The sequence below is a fragment of the Mucilaginibacter sp. CAU 1740 genome (assembly GCF_039839285.1).
GTDB lineage: Bacteria > Bacteroidota > Bacteroidia > Sphingobacteriales > Sphingobacteriaceae > Mucilaginibacter.
In genome coordinates this window covers 235,709-253,696 of sequence record NZ_JBDOQS010000008.1, presented here as the reverse complement: position 1 = coordinate 253,696, position 17,988 = coordinate 235,709, and the positions used below count along the sequence as shown (strand labels likewise).

The 17,988-nt window shown below is 41.8% G+C and carries 17 protein-coding genes; 10 read left to right on the top strand and 7 right to left on the bottom strand.

Going from position 1 to position 17,988, the window contains the following annotated elements:
- Entirely contained in the window at positions 1 to 537 is a 537-nt protein-coding gene (locus tag AAFN85_RS18565; protein WP_347529104.1) for a YfiT family bacillithiol transferase, read from the top strand.
- 117 nt (positions 538 to 654) lie between these two features.
- On the opposite strand, the gene AAFN85_RS18560 is transcribed toward AAFN85_RS18565, so the two are convergent.
- The 4 genes from AAFN85_RS18560 to AAFN85_RS18545 all read right to left on the bottom strand — a co-directional run bounded on the left by AAFN85_RS18560 (position 655) and on the right by AAFN85_RS18545 (position 6,556).
- Positions 655 to 4,392 (bottom strand): ATP-binding protein, encoded by a 3,738-nt coding sequence (locus tag AAFN85_RS18560; protein ID WP_347529103.1) that lies wholly within the window; start codon positions 4,390 to 4,392, stop codon positions 655 to 657.
- Positions 4,393 to 4,478: 86 nt separating this feature from the next.
- Positions 4,479 to 5,366 (bottom strand): ACP S-malonyltransferase, encoded by an 888-nt coding sequence (gene fabD, locus AAFN85_RS18555; RefSeq protein WP_347529102.1) that lies wholly within the window; start codon positions 5,364 to 5,366, stop codon positions 4,479 to 4,481.
- A 122-nt stretch (positions 5,367 to 5,488) separates the two neighbouring features.
- Entirely contained in the window at positions 5,489 to 6,130 is a 642-nt protein-coding gene (folE, locus tag AAFN85_RS18550) for a GTP cyclohydrolase I FolE (protein ID WP_347529101.1), read from the bottom strand.
- Between the two features lie 9 nt (positions 6,131 to 6,139).
- Positions 6,140 to 6,556, bottom strand: a complete 417-nt coding sequence (locus AAFN85_RS18545; protein ID WP_090534603.1) for a 6-carboxytetrahydropterin synthase — start codon at positions 6,554 to 6,556, stop codon at positions 6,140 to 6,142.
- A gap of 75 nt (positions 6,557 to 6,631) precedes the next feature.
- Here AAFN85_RS18545 and mqnB point away from each other — a divergent pair, with 75 nt between their 5' ends.
- From mqnB to AAFN85_RS18520, 5 genes are all read left to right on the top strand, one after another.
- A complete protein-coding gene (gene mqnB, locus AAFN85_RS18540; RefSeq protein WP_347529100.1) occupies positions 6,632 to 7,252 on the top strand; it encodes a futalosine hydrolase in 621 nt (206 codons plus the stop codon).
- 10 nt (positions 7,253 to 7,262) lie between these two features.
- Entirely contained in the window at positions 7,263 to 8,132 is an 870-nt protein-coding gene (locus AAFN85_RS18535) for a 1,4-dihydroxy-6-naphthoate synthase (RefSeq protein ID WP_347529099.1), read from the top strand.
- Between the two features lie 75 nt (positions 8,133 to 8,207).
- The gene (locus AAFN85_RS18530) at positions 8,208 to 8,441 is read left to right on the top strand and encodes a hypothetical protein (RefSeq protein WP_347529098.1); all 234 of its coding nucleotides are present in this window, start codon (positions 8,208 to 8,210) and stop codon (positions 8,439 to 8,441) included.
- The gene (locus AAFN85_RS18525) at positions 8,438 to 8,899 is read left to right on the top strand and encodes a type II toxin-antitoxin system VapC family toxin (protein WP_347529097.1); all 462 of its coding nucleotides are present in this window, start codon (positions 8,438 to 8,440) and stop codon (positions 8,897 to 8,899) included. Before AAFN85_RS18530 ends, AAFN85_RS18525 begins: the two co-directional genes overlap by 4 nt.
- A gap of 80 nt (positions 8,900 to 8,979) precedes the next feature.
- Entirely contained in the window at positions 8,980 to 10,185 is a 1,206-nt protein-coding gene (locus tag AAFN85_RS18520; RefSeq protein ID WP_347529096.1) for a hypothetical protein, read from the top strand.
- 2 nt (positions 10,186 to 10,187) lie between these two features.
- Here the strand turns inward: AAFN85_RS18520 and hflX are convergent, their stop codons facing one another.
- Positions 10,188 to 11,372: a GTPase HflX gene (hflX, locus tag AAFN85_RS18515; RefSeq protein WP_347529095.1), complete on the bottom strand. Its 1,185-nt coding sequence runs from the start codon at positions 11,370 to 11,372 to the stop codon at positions 10,188 to 10,190.
- Between the two features lie 210 nt (positions 11,373 to 11,582).
- Here hflX and AAFN85_RS18510 point away from each other — a divergent pair, with 210 nt between their 5' ends.
- The 4 genes from AAFN85_RS18510 to ruvC all read left to right on the top strand — a co-directional run bounded on the left by AAFN85_RS18510 (position 11,583) and on the right by ruvC (position 16,822).
- Positions 11,583 to 13,556, top strand: coding sequence for a DUF3857 domain-containing protein (locus tag AAFN85_RS18510; RefSeq protein ID WP_347529094.1), 1,974 nt, complete (start codon positions 11,583 to 11,585; stop codon positions 13,554 to 13,556).
- A gap of 72 nt (positions 13,557 to 13,628) precedes the next feature.
- Positions 13,629 to 15,566: a DUF3857 domain-containing transglutaminase family protein gene (locus AAFN85_RS18505; protein WP_347529093.1), complete on the top strand. Its 1,938-nt coding sequence runs from the start codon at positions 13,629 to 13,631 to the stop codon at positions 15,564 to 15,566.
- A 12-nt stretch (positions 15,567 to 15,578) separates the two neighbouring features.
- Positions 15,579 to 16,217, top strand: coding sequence for a leucyl/phenylalanyl-tRNA--protein transferase (aat, locus tag AAFN85_RS18500; RefSeq protein ID WP_347529092.1), 639 nt, complete (start codon positions 15,579 to 15,581; stop codon positions 16,215 to 16,217).
- 20 nt (positions 16,218 to 16,237) lie between these two features.
- Complete coding sequence (gene ruvC, locus AAFN85_RS18495; protein WP_347529091.1) at positions 16,238 to 16,822, top strand: crossover junction endodeoxyribonuclease RuvC; 585 nt, start codon at positions 16,238 to 16,240, stop codon at positions 16,820 to 16,822.
- A 152-nt stretch (positions 16,823 to 16,974) separates the two neighbouring features.
- On the opposite strand, the gene AAFN85_RS18490 is transcribed toward ruvC, so the two are convergent.
- Positions 16,975 to 17,370, bottom strand: coding sequence for an HIT family protein (locus tag AAFN85_RS18490; RefSeq protein ID WP_347529090.1), 396 nt, complete (start codon positions 17,368 to 17,370; stop codon positions 16,975 to 16,977).
- A 97-nt stretch (positions 17,371 to 17,467) separates the two neighbouring features.
- Entirely contained in the window at positions 17,468 to 17,941 is a 474-nt protein-coding gene (greA, locus tag AAFN85_RS18485) for a transcription elongation factor GreA (protein ID WP_347529089.1), read from the bottom strand.
- Positions 17,942 to 17,988 lie beyond the last annotated feature (47 nt).

Here is a 17,988-nt window from a genome sequence, read left to right as displayed (position 1 = left end):
ATGCTTACAGACGAACAAATGCGATACCCCATCGGGAGGTTTGTAAACCCGGTTTCATATACATCCGAAGATATCCGTCGCTGGATTGATGATATAGCTACGTTGCCTGGTAAATTAAGGCTTGCAATAGCAGGTTTAAACTACCAGGAGCTGGACACACCATACCGCACCGGTGGCTGGACGCTTCGCCAGGTGATCCACCATATGGCCGATAGTCACATGAACTCTATCACCCGTATTAAGCTCGCCCTTACCGAAAACAACCCGGTAATAAAACCTTACGAAGAAGCCGACTGGGCACTCCTTCCCGACTATCGCCTACCGGTTGAACCATCCATAAAAATGCTGGAGGGCATCCACCAACACATGGTTGCCTTATTTGAAAGTTTTACCGAAAACGAATGGGAACGTACTTTTGTACACCCGGCTTCGGGCGATACCATCTCCCTTAAAAAATGCCTTGCAACATACTCGTGGCACAGCCGCCATCATTTGGCACATGTTACCGAAACGGTGAAGAAGTTTGTGAAAATTTAGGTGAAAGGAAAAAGGTAAAAGGCGAAAGGTTCTTAGCACCGAGACATTTGAAAAGAAGCTTCGCGCTAAACAACCTTCAATGCAAACCTTTTACCTTTCGCCTTTTTCCTTTCACCTTCAAGAAGCGGCCGGTAAACTCAAGTAAAACGTAGTGCCTACGCCCATTGTGGTCTCGAACCAGATCTTACCGTTGGCATTTTCAATAGAGTTTTTAATAAAGGCCAAACCAAGACCGGTTCCCGAACTTTTGGTTGTAAAGTTAGGCTCGAAGATCTTTTCACGCATCTCCTCAGGGATGCCATTTCCGTTATCTTTTATGGTAAGCAGTATGTTTTTGCTTGTGATGAGGTAGTTTACCTCAATAATACATTGCGTACCCGGCGGAGTGGCCTCAATAGCATTCTTGAGCAGGTTATTAAAACAGCGCAACAACTGGTCGCGGTCGGCATTGATAATGAATGGCGCTGCGGGTTGCATGTAGGCAATAAACACGTTATCCATTTGCTTAAAAATGGTAACCGCCTGGTTAAGCATCTGGAAAATATCTATCTGCTCAATTTTAGTATCAGGCATTTTGGCAAAGGCCGAAAACTCCGAAGCGATAGATGATAAACTTTCTATCTGCTCCACAAACGATTTACTGAAACGTTCAAACTTTTGATCAAACTTAGGGTCTTTATCCCTCCACGATTTATCAAGCAACTGCAAACCTAATTTAAGCGGCGTTAGCGGGTTTTTGATCTCGTGCGCTACCTGCTTGGCCATTTCACGCCAGGCACTTTCCCTTTCGCTTTGCGCCAACCGCTGGGCACTGTTTTCAAGGGCTGATATCATTTTGTTGTACTCCTTCACCAAAGCCCCGATCTCGTCATCGCGCGACCATTTGATCTGCTCGTTCTTTTTACCGTAGATGGTTTTACTTAAGCTTTGCTGTATAAAATTAAGCGGCGCAGTTATCTGCCGCGCTATAATAATGGCAAACAAACCTATCGCTATAAACACTATGGCGTACACGTTTATCATCACATTAAGCAACGAGCTTATGCGTTCGCGGTAATCAGTTTCATTACTAAAATATGGCAGCTGAACATAAGCTACCGTTTTATTACTGTTAGGTATGGTAATAGGTGCGTATGCCGTTTTATAGTTAAGGTCGCCAACTTTCTCATCGTTAACAAAACCTGTTTTTTGCAGCATGCTTAAGTTAATGAACGCGCGGGCGTTCATTCGTTTGGCAACAAGGCCGTATTCGTAAATTTTAGGTTGCGTGGTTAACAGCGGCACGCCGGTGGTATCAAACAAGGTAAGATCGGTTGCGTAGGTATTGGCCAGCTCATTAAAGTGTACCTGGCTTTCTTCATCAACGTGTTCAATATCTTTGGTAAACATCCCATTTTCGAGCGTGGCCGAAATACGGGTAAGTTTATCCCTGATCATTTTTTCCTGCTGGGCGTAATATTGGTTACTGATAGATAAAAAAGTAATAAAGCCAACCAGCACCAGCGTAATAACCACGGCAAGGATCATCGAGATCTGGATTCGGGTTTTATACAATACTTTATCAAAACTTATCCTGAATTTAAACCTGGCCCCATCTTCGGTAACGTTTAGTATCTTAATACGGGCCCACAACCATCTCACAGAAATAATAACCGCACTAAAAACAAGCAGTACCACCAAAAAGAAGGTTAACGAGGTAACGCCATAATAAAGCGAGTTCTCTTCCTTACTTACTACAATAAGGTTCCGCTCGCTGGGTTTGTATATGAGGTGACTATACGTTGTAAAACGTTTGTACCAGGTAGGGTTAAAGCTTTGGGTTGTTCTAACAGTGTACTTTTTTACCTCTCCTTTAAACTCGCCATTATTGCGCGAATACACATAAGTGCCACGCTGGCTCAATAACTTATTGTCGCTGTAAAAGGCGTACGAATAATCTTTAAAATCATCTTCCCTGTCAAAATTGCCATCTATCAATAATTCGGGAAAAGCGCTGAATGATTGCAGCGGTTTTGATTTGAGTTCGATAACGATGGTGCCCAATTGCTTATCGTTACTGTTAACGGGTAGTATGGCAAAATAATTTTGGAAACCGAATGATTCGTTTTCGCGATAAAAGTAATCTGATACCTTGAACGAGCTATACACCACCAGATCTTTAAAAACATTAAGCGAATAGTTTTTATCATCAGATGTTGGCTCATCATTAGCATCATACTCGTGCACCCTGAACTCGTATTTGGATAGGTAGCCATCAAAATATAGTTTCTGGAAACGGGTTTTCAGGTAATCGCCATTGCGGGTGCCGTTGGCAAAGTATTTCACAATGGCAGTATCCGTGATGATCTGGTTCTCGATCTTTTTGAAGATCTGGTCAGCCTCGGTATCGTCGGGTATTTCGAGTTTTTGAATGAGTGCTTTACGGGTTTCGTGTTCTTTCAGATCTTCAAAATGGCTCAATTTTATCGCGGCGATGGTAGCGCATATCAATACAATGCCTAAAAATGAGGTGGCGAAGAGTTGGCCCCGGTAGTAAATGTAGTTATAGGCCCTTATTAACACCAATATCATCCACAAAATGTAAAACAGCGTAAACTCGAAGTAATAGGCGATAATAGCAGTGGAGGCTATCACACCCAAAAAAAGCAAAAATGCCTGGTGCGACCGCGGAACGCTAAGTTTAAGGCAAATGGTTAAAACAACCTCGCTAATAAGGTAAAATATCAAAAAACTGAAACAAAGCATCAGCACACCCAGTACACTAAACCCTGTTAGGCTAAGCACATTATTTACATCAAAACTTATTTTTGAGTTGATGACCAGGCCGTAAAACAATCTTAATAGCGCGGTTGACGCAGCGATAAGCAACAGTACTGATGATATTACAATGATGTACCCTATCAGCCTATCCTTTACATTATTTAATAACCTACCGCGTTGCCTGTAAGTAAAACAAACAAGCCAAAAAATGAGGAGTATATTTATGCAAAAGTCACCAAGGGAGGGATAAATAGCGCTCGATGCATAAAACTCGGGATTAAAAAGATCGAGCTTATCGCTAAAATCGGGCAGGTTATAGTGCAGGTTTACAAACCGGAGCGACACAATGAACAAAGCCAGTAACACTATAGATGCTATTACGTAACCCTTGGCAGCTGCATACTTTAATAAATTATGCACCAATACACATAGCGAGAGGATACTTAATAACCAAAAAGAAAACTCGTACCAGGCAAAGCTATTATCGTTAACATTAGGCCTCAGCCTTACCGAAAACAGGTAATCATTGTTACTACTGTGTACTTCGTAAACATTAATGTCAGTAAAATCGGCTATATCAATATTGTCTTCATCGAGCAATTCTTTAGCGAAACGGTTTTTGAGATACCTATTTTCGAAAGCATAATTAGCCTTTATCGGGATAAAGAAAATAACTGAGGTGCTGCCCTCTGTACGGCGAATGGTTTCGTAATAGCCATTAGGCCGTTTTATAAACGAAAAACCCTCTTTTATCATGCCGGCGCTATCCGGCAAAACCTTAATACCGCTCCAAAAACTTAAATGGCTATTAGTAAGCACCAGAAACCACAGGTTATGATCGGTAGTAAATTCTTTGATGGCATCAAGTGCATCCTGCTCGTTTGTGCGCAAACCTGCAAATTTCTTAAACCTTGCCGGATCATTAAATTGCTGGTTTACATAGGCCTCCCGCTTGTGCAGATTATCTTCAAGCGTGCGTGCCGATTGTACCAGGCTATTTACCGGGGTGTACGTTTTTTGAACAATAATAGCTGTTGCCAGCAAAGTAACAACAAGCAGGGCAAGTAAAAGGCGTATTTTTCGGGAGGTGGTCAAGATATAGCTATAAAGATAGATTTTTATTTTGTTACACGCCTATAACAAAAGTAAGGGCCACAATGTTGATTGTGACCCTTAAAAAATTATTGCGGCAATACTGCGCTGGCCGTCACGGCTGTTTTATCAACCTTTTTAACAAGGCCTTGTAAAACGTTGCCCGGCCCTACTTCAGTAAATGAAGTCGCGCCGTCTTCTAACATATGTTGTACGGTTTGTGTCCACCTAACGGCACCGGTAAGCTGAGCGATCAGGTTTTTCTTGATCGATTCAGGATCGGTATATGGTTTGGCATCAATATTTTGGTAAATAGGGCATACCGGAGCTTTGATCTCGGTAGCTACAATAGCAGCTTCCAATTCAACCCTTGCCGCTTCCATTAACGGCGAGTGGAACGCGCCACCAACTTTCAATTTCAGGGCACGTTTGGCACCGGCTTCGGTCATTTTCGCACAAGCCTCATCAATACCGGCAATTGAGCCAGATATTACTAATTGGCCGGGGCAGTTATAGTTAGCAGGTACTACTACTTCGCTAATACGCTCGCAAATATCTTCAACCGTAAAATCATCCAGGCCTAAGATAGCGGCCATGGTTGATGGCTGGATCTCGCAGGCTTTTTGCATGGCGTTGGCTCGTGCCGCAACCAGTTTCAAACCATCTTCAAAAGTTAGTGCACCAGCAGCAACCAATGCAGAGAATTCACCCAATGAATGACCGGCAACCATTTCCGGTTTGAAATCATCACCCAAAACTGTTGCTAAAATTGTGGAGTGTAAAAATATAGCAGGCTGGGTAACGTTGGTTTGTACCAAATCATCTGCAGTACCTTCAAACATTACATCCGTAATGCGGAAACCTAATATCTCGTTAGCTTTTTCAAACAGCTCACGCGCTTTTTCTGATTGCTCGTACAGGTCTTTGCCCATACCCGGAAACTGGGCACCCTGGCCCGGGAAAATATATGCTTTCATTGTTTTAGAGATTAGAGGTTAGTTAATTAGAGATTAGTTGTTTGGCGATTAAAGGTTGGTATCAGGATAAGTTCTCAAAACCTAATCTCTGGCCTCCAACCTCTAATCTCTGCCCAAAGGGCTTAACTCAACTTCGATGAAATTAAATTCAAAAACTCGGTCCTGGTTTTTTCTTTCAAAAACTCGCCGGTGAAGGCCGATGTTGTGGTTACCGAATTTTGCTTTTGTACGCCGCGCATGCTCATGCACAGGTGGCGGCATTCAATAACTACGCCTACACCTATAGGGTTAAGAGTTTGCTGGATACAATCGCGGATCTCGTTGGTTAAACGTTCCTGCACCTGTAAACGGCGGGCAAACACATCAACTACACGCGGAATTTTGCTTAACCCAACCACATGGCCGTTAGGAATATAAGCCACGTGGGCTTTACCAAAAAAGGGCAGCATGTGGTGTTCGCACATCGAGTATACCTCAATATCTTTTACCACTACCATCTGGCTGTAATCTTCCTTAAACTTTGCCGAGTTTAAGATCTCTTCGGCATTCAGTTCGTAGCCGTGAGTGAGGTAAAGCATGGCTTTAGCTACACGCTCGGGAGTTTTTAACAGGCCTTCGCGCTCGGCATCTTCGCCTATCTCCTTGAGCACATTATGATAGTTGGTTTTCAAACTATCAATACGGTCCTGGTTGTAACGATCTATTTTAATGTATCCGCCGAAATCGTCGTCGTCGGTATCCTGGTTAAATTGGGAATCGCTCATTTTATAAAATTAACCGCCAAAATACTCGGCAGAATTATTTTCGGTTTCATACAACTTTACAGAGTGTAAAAACACACCTTCGTAAGCTTCAATAGGGCCTTTTAACTGGTTAAATATCTCAATGCAAAGCAACTCGGTCGATGCCATTTTGCCTGCCATAAAATCAACATCTTTATTGATATTTTTATGATCGAGCTTTTCGATCACATATTCGTTGATTATTATTTTGAGCTCTTTCAAGTCTATCAGGTAACCCGTTGCATGGGTAACCTCGCCTTTTACAGTTACAAACAGGTTGTAATTGTGGCCATGCCAGTTGGGGTTGGCACATTTGCCAAATACCTCAAAGTTTTTTTCAGCGCTCCATTCCTCACGGTACATCCGGTGAGCGGCATTAAAATGTTCCTTGCGCGTTATATGTATCATCATAACAAATTGGGTGCAAATATACAAAACAAAAACAGGTGAGTTGTTTTATATTAGCCGTCAAAATAATGCAATATGCTTATACTCATTGTTGCAGCCACCAAATTTGAAGTAGGGCCTTTAGTTAACGTTTTTGGTAACAAAGTAGATGTGCTGGTAACCGGCGCGGGCATGGTGCCAACCGCTTTCGGCATGGCCCGGCAACTCAGCAATCACACTTATGATCTGGCCATTAACCTGGGCATTGCCGGCAGTTTCGATCGTAATTTTAATTTAGGCGATGTACTGGAGATCACCGAAGATACTTTTTCGGAGCTTGGCGCGCAGGACGATGATGCTTTTATTAATATAGATACGCTGGGGTTTGGTGAAAGTGTTTTTACGCCTACCACATCACTTGACGAGGTTTATCCGAGCTTTTATTTAAAAAAGGCCAGGGCTATCACCGTTAACACAGTTCACGGCCATGAACCATCCATCCAAAAAGTACAGCAGCGTTTAAACCCGCAACTGGAAAGCATGGAAGGTGCAGCCTTTTTTTATGCCTGCCGGCAGATGAATGTGCCTTGCCTGCAGATCAGGGCTGTGTCAAATTATGTTGAAAAACGTAACCGCGAGGCATGGAACATTGGCCTGGCCATTAAAAATCTGAATACATTTGCCACCGACCTGGTTAGCCAGATCATTAACACGTAATCTATCTACCATGAAACTAACGCTCGGATTTTCGCCCTGCCCTAACGATACTTTTATTTTTGATGCCCTCATTCACCATAAAATTGATACCGAAGGGCTGGAGTTTGAGGTGTTTTATGATGATGTGGAAACCCTTAACCAAAAAGCTTTTCGCGGCGAATTGGATATTACTAAGCTCAGCTACCATGCCTTTGCCTATATGACCGATAAATATGTATTGCTTGATTCGGGTAGCGCGTTGGGTTTTGGCGTAGGACCCATGTTAATTTCGGATACTGAAATTTCAGTTTCGGATTTGGAAAAGAATTTGATCAATGATCCTAAATCAGGTACGAGAGAACCTGTAATAGGTATCCCAGGTAAATTCACTACGGCTAACTTTCTATTAGGCCTTGCTTTCCCGGAAGCTACCAACAAAAAAGAGATCGTGTTCTCTGAAATTGAAGACTCTGTACTGGATGGCCGTATCGATATCGGCCTCATCATTCACGAAAACCGTTTCACCTACCAGGATAAAGGCCTGAAAAAGATCATCGACCTTGGCGATTATTGGGAAAAACGCACCGGCTGCGCTATCCCGTTGGGCGGCATTGTAGCCAACCGTAATTTACCGTTAGATGTTCAGCATAAAATAAACCGGGTGCTGCGTAAATCTGTCGAGTTTGCTTTTGCTAATCCTAAATCGGGTTTAGAATTTATTCGCCAGCATGCACAGGAAATGAGCGAGGAAGTAATGTATAAACACATCGAACTTTATGTAAACCAATACTCGGTTGATCTGGGCGTGGAAGGCCGAAAAGCCATTAACCTGATGTTTGATACTGCGTTGGAGAAAGGGATTATTCCGGAAATAAAGGATGGGATATTTTTGACAGCGTGATAACTAAAGTACGACATTTAAATATCTAAACATTTAGACACAATTGGTATATTTGTGTGGAAGGGAGGATTTAAAATGAAGTTTAAAATAGCCAAAACAGAAGAACATACAATACCTTATATTCCTGAAAATCCCAAGTCATACGCTATAGATGAAGTTTTAGCAGCAGGTGGGGCCACGGCCTTTGCAAACAAGATGGGGAAAAGTTTAAAAGACTTTAAGGAAAAGATGGCTTCATTTTCTCCAGATTCATTTTTGACCGATGAAGAATTAAAAAGCGCATTAGAAACGCTTAATGCAAGTAAATGAACCTGTTACTTGATACTAACATATTATTATATCTAAGTAAAAATCCGGAGCAGATTTTGAAAAACATCCCTGTTGATCTTGACAATGACAGGGTTTACCTTTCTATAGTTTCAATAGGAGAACTTAAATCAATTGCATTTCAAAATAACTGGAGTATCGAAAGATGGGAAGTTGTTAAAGATTTTTATGATTCGTGTAACGTATTGGAAGTTAATGAAACTTTGATAAACGCTTATTCGCAAATTGACGCTTATTCACAACGGCGCAATCCGGGATATGATGATTACCCCTTCACCACTCCCCGCAACATGGGCAAAAACGATCTCTGGATAGCCTCAACAGCCGCCCTCCTCGGCTTAACCTTAGTAACTACCGATAAAGATTTCGATCATCTTAACCAGGTTTTTATGGAGGTTAAGCGCATTTCGCCGGAAGATTTGTTATCTCCAAAAAAATAATTTTTCATAAAACTTCTTAAAACTTAACACACCCTTTATTTTATAATTACGTATATTTAATATACCAATTATAAATCTTCATGATACGGCCGCTTAATGTATGGTGTACATTACTGCTGATCTTTTCATTGACTTTCGCATATGGCCAACATAAAGATCAAAGGCTTCGCTTTGACTTTTATGAAGGTACTTTTAATACTGCTGCGGATAGTACTTTATGGGTTGATGCCCCGAAAACGCTTACATCTAAAGATGTTAAAGCTTTTTATAACCGACTAAACCTATCAGGTTATCAAGCGGTAATTGATTCATTGAAGGCTTTTCAACAACATTATCAATTAAGCGATTGGCTTTACTACCAATTAATTCGCAGAGCGGCACAGCAAATCAGCCCAAAAGAAAACAACTACGCCCGGTACACGCTTTACAAATGGTTTCTACTCGCCAAATCCGGATATGATGCCCGGCTTGCACTTACGTCAAGCAAAGTTATTTTTTATGTTTTGAATGATGAGGATGTTGAAGATATCCCGTTTTTTATGGTAGGCGATAAAAAATATATCTGCCTCAATTACCATGATTATCCCAACACCAATCTTAACCAGGACCAGCCAATTCCGGTTAACATTAACATACCCGAGGCAACTAAAAGCTTTTCATACAAAATAACCCGCATGCCCGATTTTAGCCCGGATAGCTATATTGATAAAGAACTCCAGTTTACCTACAATCACAAAGTTTACTATTTCAACATCAAACTGAATAAAGATGTAGAAACGATATTTGCCAATTATCCGGTGGTTGATTTTGAATCGTACTTTAACATCCCCATGAGCAAAGAAACCTATGGCTCGCTGATCCCGCTACTTAAAAAAAATTTAACGAACATGGATCAGAAAAAAGGCGTTGATTACCTGATGCGCTTTACCCGCTACGCATTTTTATATGAAACTGATGAGGAAAATTTCGGGAAAGAAAAGCGCCTGTCGCCGGAGGAAACTCTGTTTGCAAAATACAGCGATTGTGACGACAGGGCCGCCTTGTTTTTTTATTTGGTGAAGGAGATCTATAACCTCCCTATGATAGCGGTTTTATATCCAACCCATATTACCATGGCCGTACAGTTTGATAAACCAATAGGTACACCCATCATTTACAAAGGCAGGGTATATTCATTTTGTGAACCAACCCCGCAGGCCGAAAACCTGGCCATTGGCAGTATTGCTAAGAAATGGATGGATAAGCCTTATGAGGTGGTTTATCAATATACACCAACCGGTAAATGATATCAATAAAGCAGCTGATCGTACGGATACCTCTCGGTATGGATCGCCTTCACCTCACTATACAATAAAGCCCTAAACTCATCCACATTCTCCTTTTTAGTTGCCGAAATAAATATGGCCGGTGCATTATTCTTAGCCATCCAGCTATGCTTAAAATCGTCAAGAGTTAATGGTTCGCCTTGGGTTTCAACCAAATGATCTTCGGGTTTAAAGGCATCTACTTTATTAAATACTGTAATGATGCGTTTATCAATAGCGCCGATATCTTTCAGGGTTTCATTTACCGTGCGGATCTGGTCTTCAAAATTAGGGTGCGAAATATCAACCACATGGATCAGGATATCAGCCTCGCGGGTTTCATCAAGGGTCGATTTAAAACACTCAACCAAATGGTGAGGTAACTTGCGGATAAACCCAACCGTGTCCGACATCAGCAAGGGTAGGTTCTCTATCACCACTTTTCTCACCGTAGTATCCAGCGTAGCAAAAAGCTTATTTTCGGCAAGCACTTCCGATTTGGCAATCATATTCAGGATAGTTGATTTACCAACGTTGGTGTAGCCCACCAACGCGGTACGCACCAATTGGTGGCGATTTTTGCGCTGGGTTTCGTTCTGTTTGTCTATTTGCTTAAGCCTTTCCTTTAATAAGGATATTTTATTCAAGATCAAACGACGGTCGGTTTCAATTTGCGACTCACCCGGCCCACGCATACCAATACCACCTTTTTGGCGCTCAAGGTGAGTCCAGAGACGGGTTAAACGGGGCAACAGGTATTGTAACTGCGCCAGTTCAACCTGTGTTTTGGCCTGTGCCGTTTGAGCCCGGCTTGCAAAAATATCCAGGATAAGGTTATTCCGATCCAGGATCTTTACCTGTAGTTCATTCTCTATATTACGCAATTGCGATGGCGAAAGGCCATCATCAAAAATAACTATATCAATTTCTTCTTCAATAACGTAGGCTTTAATTTCTTCCAGTTTACCTGAACCTACAAAGGTTGCCCTATCCGGGCGCTGTAGCTTTTGAGTGAATTGGTTTACAGTCAACGCCCCGGCAGTACTGGCCAGGAACTCCAACTCCTCAAGGTGTTCCTTTTCCATCTCATCAGTTTCATTTGGTGTTATTACACCAACAAGTACAGCTTTCTCCTGCTTCACAGCAGTATCATAAAATTTTTGTTTCATTAATTACAGTATATCAATCCAAATGCCAGTTAAATAAATGTACATAAACGGGCGTGGTAAATAAAATTTAATGCCAAAATAGCATAAGCCACAGCAAACAGGCAGATAAAACAGCTTTTCTTTCAAAAAAAATAAATAAAATGGCTATTAATTACTTTTCGTAACAATGTAAGTTTATTGTTATCTTAGCACCGATTAAACCTTATTACAATGAACAGGCTTTTAACACTCGCGGGAGTAGCCCTTTTTACCCTCTCAGCACAGGCGCAAACAGCAGCCCCTAAACCAGTTGTATTTGGCAAAGTAGATGTTGCCGACCTGGAAATGACCAAATGTGATTTTGAACCGGATGCCAACGCCGAAGTGCTTTTTAACAAAGGCGACGTATATTACGATGGCTCGTTTGACATTATTGGCGAATACCACAAGCGCATCAAAATATTTAATGACAACGCCAAAGATGAAGCAAACATCCGTATTGAATACATTGGCGGCAACCGGCTTGAATATATTACCGGTGTAGAAGCCCAAACCATTAACCTGGTTAACGGCAAACCCGAAATAACCAAACTTGATAAAAAGCTTATTTATACGCAGGCTATTGACAGGGTGCGTAGCGTAATAGTGTTTTCGATGCCTAACGTAAAAGCAGGTTCGGTAATTGAATATAAATACAAATACCACACTGTTTCGATAAGCAATTTCCCATCCTGGGATTTTCAGCAAAAAATACCGGTGAAGTATAGCGAGCTGGATACTTCTATTCCCGATCTGTTATACTTCAGGGAGGTGAACCATGTTTGGATGCCTTACTCAAAAAGCATACATAAATCTGAAGCCCGCACAATGCCTGGCAACAGTTCATTATCGTATAACGAAGAAAAGGATACCCGGGTGATAGAAAATATCCCTTCGTTGCGTGATGAACCTTTTATGCGCTCATATGCCGATAACACCATTTCGTTGCAGTTTAACCTCACTTCAGTAAAATCAAACTATGGCTTTTACAAGTCATATTCAGATACCTGGGCCAAAGTAGGCGGTATTATTGCTGATGATGAAGACTTTGGAGGCCAGCTTAAACGTAAATTAAAAGATGAAGAGCCCATTATTGCCAAGGCCAAAACTTTTAAAACCGACGAGGAAAAAATAGCCTATATATTTAACGCTGTAAAAAACACCATGAAATGGGATGGCGTTGACCGCTGGTACACCAACGATGGTACCTACCGCGCCTGGGAAAAGAAAACAGGCAACTCGGCCGAGGTGAATATCATTTTATATCACCTGCTTAAACAATCAGGCATAAAAGAAATTTATCCCATGATAGTGAGTACGCGCGAGCATGGAAAAGTAAACCGTTATAATACATCGCTTTCGCAATTTAACAGGGCAGTGGTTTATATACCTGTTGATACTACTAAAGAATATATACTTGATGCTACCAGCAAGTATAACATGTATAACGAAACTCCTGATAACCTGCTTAACTCACTGGGCCTGTATATCGATAAACCGGCCAATACCTACGATATGCTTTTTATCAAAAAAGAGCAGCCCGCCAGGCAGGTAACCATTATCAATGCCGAGATCATGGCTGATGGCAAAATGACCGGCACGGCAGATATCAGCAGCTTTAGCTATCACAAGATCAATAGCTGCGAGCGCTACAAAACTGATGGCGAGAAAAAATATATCGATTACCTGAGGGATAATGACAATAACCTTAAAATAACGTCATTAAAAATGAACGATATGGAAAGCGACACCCTTCCATTAGTTCAGAACATAGCTTTTAACCTTGAACTTACCGGATCGGACGGAAACTATATTTATGTTAACCCTAATTTGTTCACACCAATTAAGGTAAACCCTTTTATAAACGAAAAACGATCGACCGATATTGATTTTGGGCACCGAAACCGCTATGAAATAGCCGGCACTTACAAAATACCCGCAGGCTATAAAGTTGATGCGCTACCAAAAAGCATACGTATGGTAATTCCAGACCAAAGCATCAGTTTTAGACGGGTTATGGCCGAACAAAACGGAGTAATTGTAGTTCGCTACGTTATAACCTACGAAAAAACCTTTTACGAAAAAGAGAACTATCCTGAGCTGCACGAATTTTATAAACAGATGCAGGATATGATCAATGAGCAAATTGTATTGAAAAAAGCTTAGCCTCAGTTTTGGAAAAAGTTTTTCGGGAAACTTAACCAACAGGTTGTACTCAAAAAAACATAATCAATTAGTATGTGTATCAAGTTTTTTAACAGGCTGCTATTAACCGTAGCAGTTCTGTTTGTCTCGTTGGCTACAGTATATGGCCAGGATAAAAATATCTCTAAGGATCTTTATATAGCCTCAACCATTCCCGATTCGTTGAAGGAAGATGCAAATTCGGTAGTTCGCTATTCATCAGATGAGGTAACGGTAAAAGGGCCAGGTAAAATGATGACGAGGCACCACGCTATCATTACTGTTTTAAACGAAAAAGGCGATGGCGCGGCCTTTCTGCCATTATTTTATGATAAAAAGTTTTCAAGTATCGATGATGCACAGATGCTGGTGTACAACGCCGCCGGCACCATGATCAAAAAATACCGCAAAAGCGATTTTTATGACCGTGCAGCTATTGATGGTATTTCAATTGTAACCGACGACCGCGTGCTGCTTGTAGAACATACCATTTCAATTTACCCCACCACAATTGAGATCATATACGAAACTGATAGGAACAGCTATCTTGACCTTGGCGAGTGGAATATTCAAACACGCGAACGCTCGGTTCAAAATGCCGACTACACCTTTTTTGTAAACCCTGCTGTAGGCTTCAGGTACATGAACAAAAACATTAACATTAAGCCTGAAAAAAGCGCGGTTGGTGAACTTGAAAAATATACCTGGCACGTAAAAAATTTAAAAGCCATAAAGCCCGAGGATGATGCCGAAGCGTGGCAGGTTATGCCCAAGATCATGTTTGCCGCAAATTCGTTCCAGTTTGGAGGGATCCCGGGCGATATAAGCACCTGGCAAAACTATGGCAAATGGCAGCAGGCCTTAAACGCCGATATATGCACACTTAGCCCCGAACGGATTGAAGAGATCAAAAAAATGACTGCTGATATCAAAACGGATAAGGAAAAGGCCAAATTTTTGTACCAATACATGCAGCAAAATATGCGCTATGTGAGCATTCAGCTTGGTATTGGCGGCTTGAAACCTTTCCCGGCAACTTTTGTTGATCAGAAAAAATATGGCGATTGCAAAGCCTTATCAAATTACATGTACGCCCTGCTTAAAGCAGTAAACATACCATCGTACTATGCTATTATTAACGCGGGCGCTAATGAAGAACCAGCCGATCCATCATTCCCGAGCGATCCGTTTAACCATATCATTTTATGCGTTCCGTTTAAAGGAGATACAACCTGGTTAGAATGCACCAACATGCAAAAATCATTTGGCAAGCTTGGCTCCTTTACTGAAAACAGGTACGCGCTGTTAGTTACAGATGATGGCGGGAAATTGGTTAAAACCCCACGCAGCAATGATGCCGATAATCAGTTTAATGCCGAAGCCCATATTATACTGGATGCCGACGGCGGCGCTAAAGCTCAGCTTAAAATTTTAACTACCGGCGGTTATCGCGACGATTACATTGGCTTAGCTGCTTTAAAAACCGACGAGCAAAAGCAATACCTTATCCGCAGGCTTAATATGAAACAGCCCTCGATATTTGAGTTTAAACCATCAACCGATAAGGATGGAACCAAGGAGGTAGATATTGATCTGATATATGATAAGTTTTGCGATGTTGCAGCAGGTAATAAACAATTTTACAAACCCCGCGTGTTTGATATTTGGCAGGCCACTATGCCTGTGCTTGAAAAGCGAAAAAGCGATTACTTTTTCGAGATACCCATGTTAAAAACATGCGTTACCACTATTGATCTGCCTGCAGGTTTTGAAATTGATGCCTTACCTACCGATCAAAGCCTCAAATTTACTTATGGCACCTACGATGTTAAATATGTTTATGATGCTGCTAAAAACCAGGTTATCAGCACCACTAAATTCAATTTAAAAAATCACGTTATACCTGCCGCAAAATACAATGAAATGCAGGTGTACATGGATGCCATTGCCAAAGCGCAAAATAAAAAACTGGTGATCCGTCGTAAAGCTTAATTTTGCCCCTGAATGATATTCAGGCTCGACGAACGATTGATATTTCCAAAGCCCGATCTGGCCGAACCAGACGGGCTTTTGGCTGTTGGCGGTGATCTGTCTGTTGATAGGTTATTGCTGGCCTATCAAAACGGCATATTCCCGTGGTATAGCGAGGATGATCCTATTTTGTGGTACTCGCCGCACGAGCGCTTTGTATTGTTTCCTGACGAGTTGAGGATCTCCAAATCAATGCGGCAGGTAATACGATCGGGCAAATTCAGGGTTACTATTGATACTTGCTTTAATGATGTGATCACAGCCTGTTCAGCAGTGCCACGCGAGGGGCAGGACGGCACCTGGATAGTGGCCGATATGATAGCCGCTTATAACAGGTTGCATGCCGCAGGCCACGCGCACTCGGTTGAAGTTTGGGAGGGCCATGAATTGGTTGGCGGGCTTTATGGGGTACGCGTTGGCGATGTATTTTGCGGCGAAAGCATGTTTAGCAGAGCAAACAATGCTTCAAAAATGGCGCTTATTTATTTGGCTGGTACAGGCCTTTATAAATTGATAGACTGCCAGGTACATACGGATCACCTCGAATCGATGGGCGCACGTATGATTGACAGGAAGCAATATATGACTGTGCTGCAAAATAGTTTGGTTTGATTGGTTACCTTTGAGTTGATATGCAGCAGGCGGTAAACACAAAAGAGCGGATAATTTTAGGCATCGACCCAGGAACAGTGGTAATGGGTTACGGACTGGTGAAAGAAACAGGCTCTAAAATTGAAATGCTTGCCATGGGTGTAGTAAAAATGCCCGTTACGGATGATGCTATGCTGAAACTGCAACGCATATTTGAAAAAACGGTAGCCCTTATTGATAATTATCATCCCGATTGCCTGGCTATCGAAGCCCCGTTTTATGGTAAAAACATACAGGTAATGCTTAAGCTGGGAAGGGCGCAGGGTATGGCTATCGCCGCGGCCCTATCGCGCAATGTTGATATTACCGAGTATGCGCCCCGCAAAATAAAACAATCCATTACAGGTAACGGAAGCGCCACTAAAGAGCAAGTGGCAGCCATGCTGCAAAGCCTTTTAAAATTTAAGGAAACCCCCGATTTTTTAGATGCTACAGATGGCTTGGCTGTTGCCGTTTGTCATTCCTTTCAGCGGGTTACTACCGGCGCGGGAAAAACCGGCAGCAAAAAATCATACTCGGGTTGGGATACTTTTGTTAAGGATAATGCTAAAAGGGTTGTTAAGTAGCTCTTTTTGTTGAAAGAGGATTCTCCGCAATGTCATTGCGAGGTACGAAGCAATCGCAATGAAGCAGGTCCGACCTGTATAGTTCGTTATTGCTTCGTACCTCACAATTACAATTTTTGATATTTCGGCTATTTAATTTAAACAGCTTAAAACTACCGTAATGCCTCTTTTATTTTTTCGGCGGTTTCTTTCAACTCCTCGGGGCCTGGATTTAATTTCGGACGCGAAAAATTAATATCCTCCACATTTTGCAGCGGTATCAGGTGTATGTGCGCGTGCGGAACTTCAAGTCCTATCACCGCTACACCTATCCTCTTACAAGGAATAGCTTTTCTAAGCCCGGTGGCTACAATTTTTGCAAATAACTGTAGGCCGGTATAAGTTTCGTCATCAATATCAAACAGGTAATCCACTTCCTTCTTAGGAATCACCAACACGTGTCCTATAGCTAATGGGTTAATATCCAAAAAAGCCAGAAATTCTACACTTTCGGCTACTACGTAGGCCGGGATCTCGCCTGCTACTATCTTCGAAAAAATGCTGCTCATAAGGGTTTGTTTTTGTTTGGTTGATGCTTGTTTATGCCAACGGGGCAAATGATCCTATTTAAAAACCATCCACCCCGTTAAAGTATTTTTATAAAAATTACCTGCTAATCTCGAGGATCTCAAATTCAATTTTACCGGCAGGTACGGTGATCTCTGTTTTTTCGCCAACCTTTTTGCCCAATAGGCCCTTAGCAATAGGCGATGTAACCGAGATCTTGCCCGATTTCATATCCGCTTCACTTTCAGATACCAGCTGATAACTCATGGTTGCACCATTTTTAAGGTTTTTGATCTTAACAATTGATAGCGCCAATACCTTTGATACATCAATTTTTGATTCATCAAGCAAACGGGCATTAGCAAGCGTTTCCTGCATTTGCGCTATTTTGGCTTCATGCAAGCCCTGGGCTTCTTTAGCCGCGTCATATTCGGCATTTTCTGATAAATCGCCTTTATCGCGGGCTTCGGCAATAGCCTTTGATATATCAGAACGACCGGTTGTTTTTAATCGTTGTAGTTCCTCTTTTAATTTCTCTAAACCATCTTTGGTATAGTATGATACCTCTGCCATAACGCAAAAATTTATTAATATGATTACTGTTCGTTATCCAAAAAAAA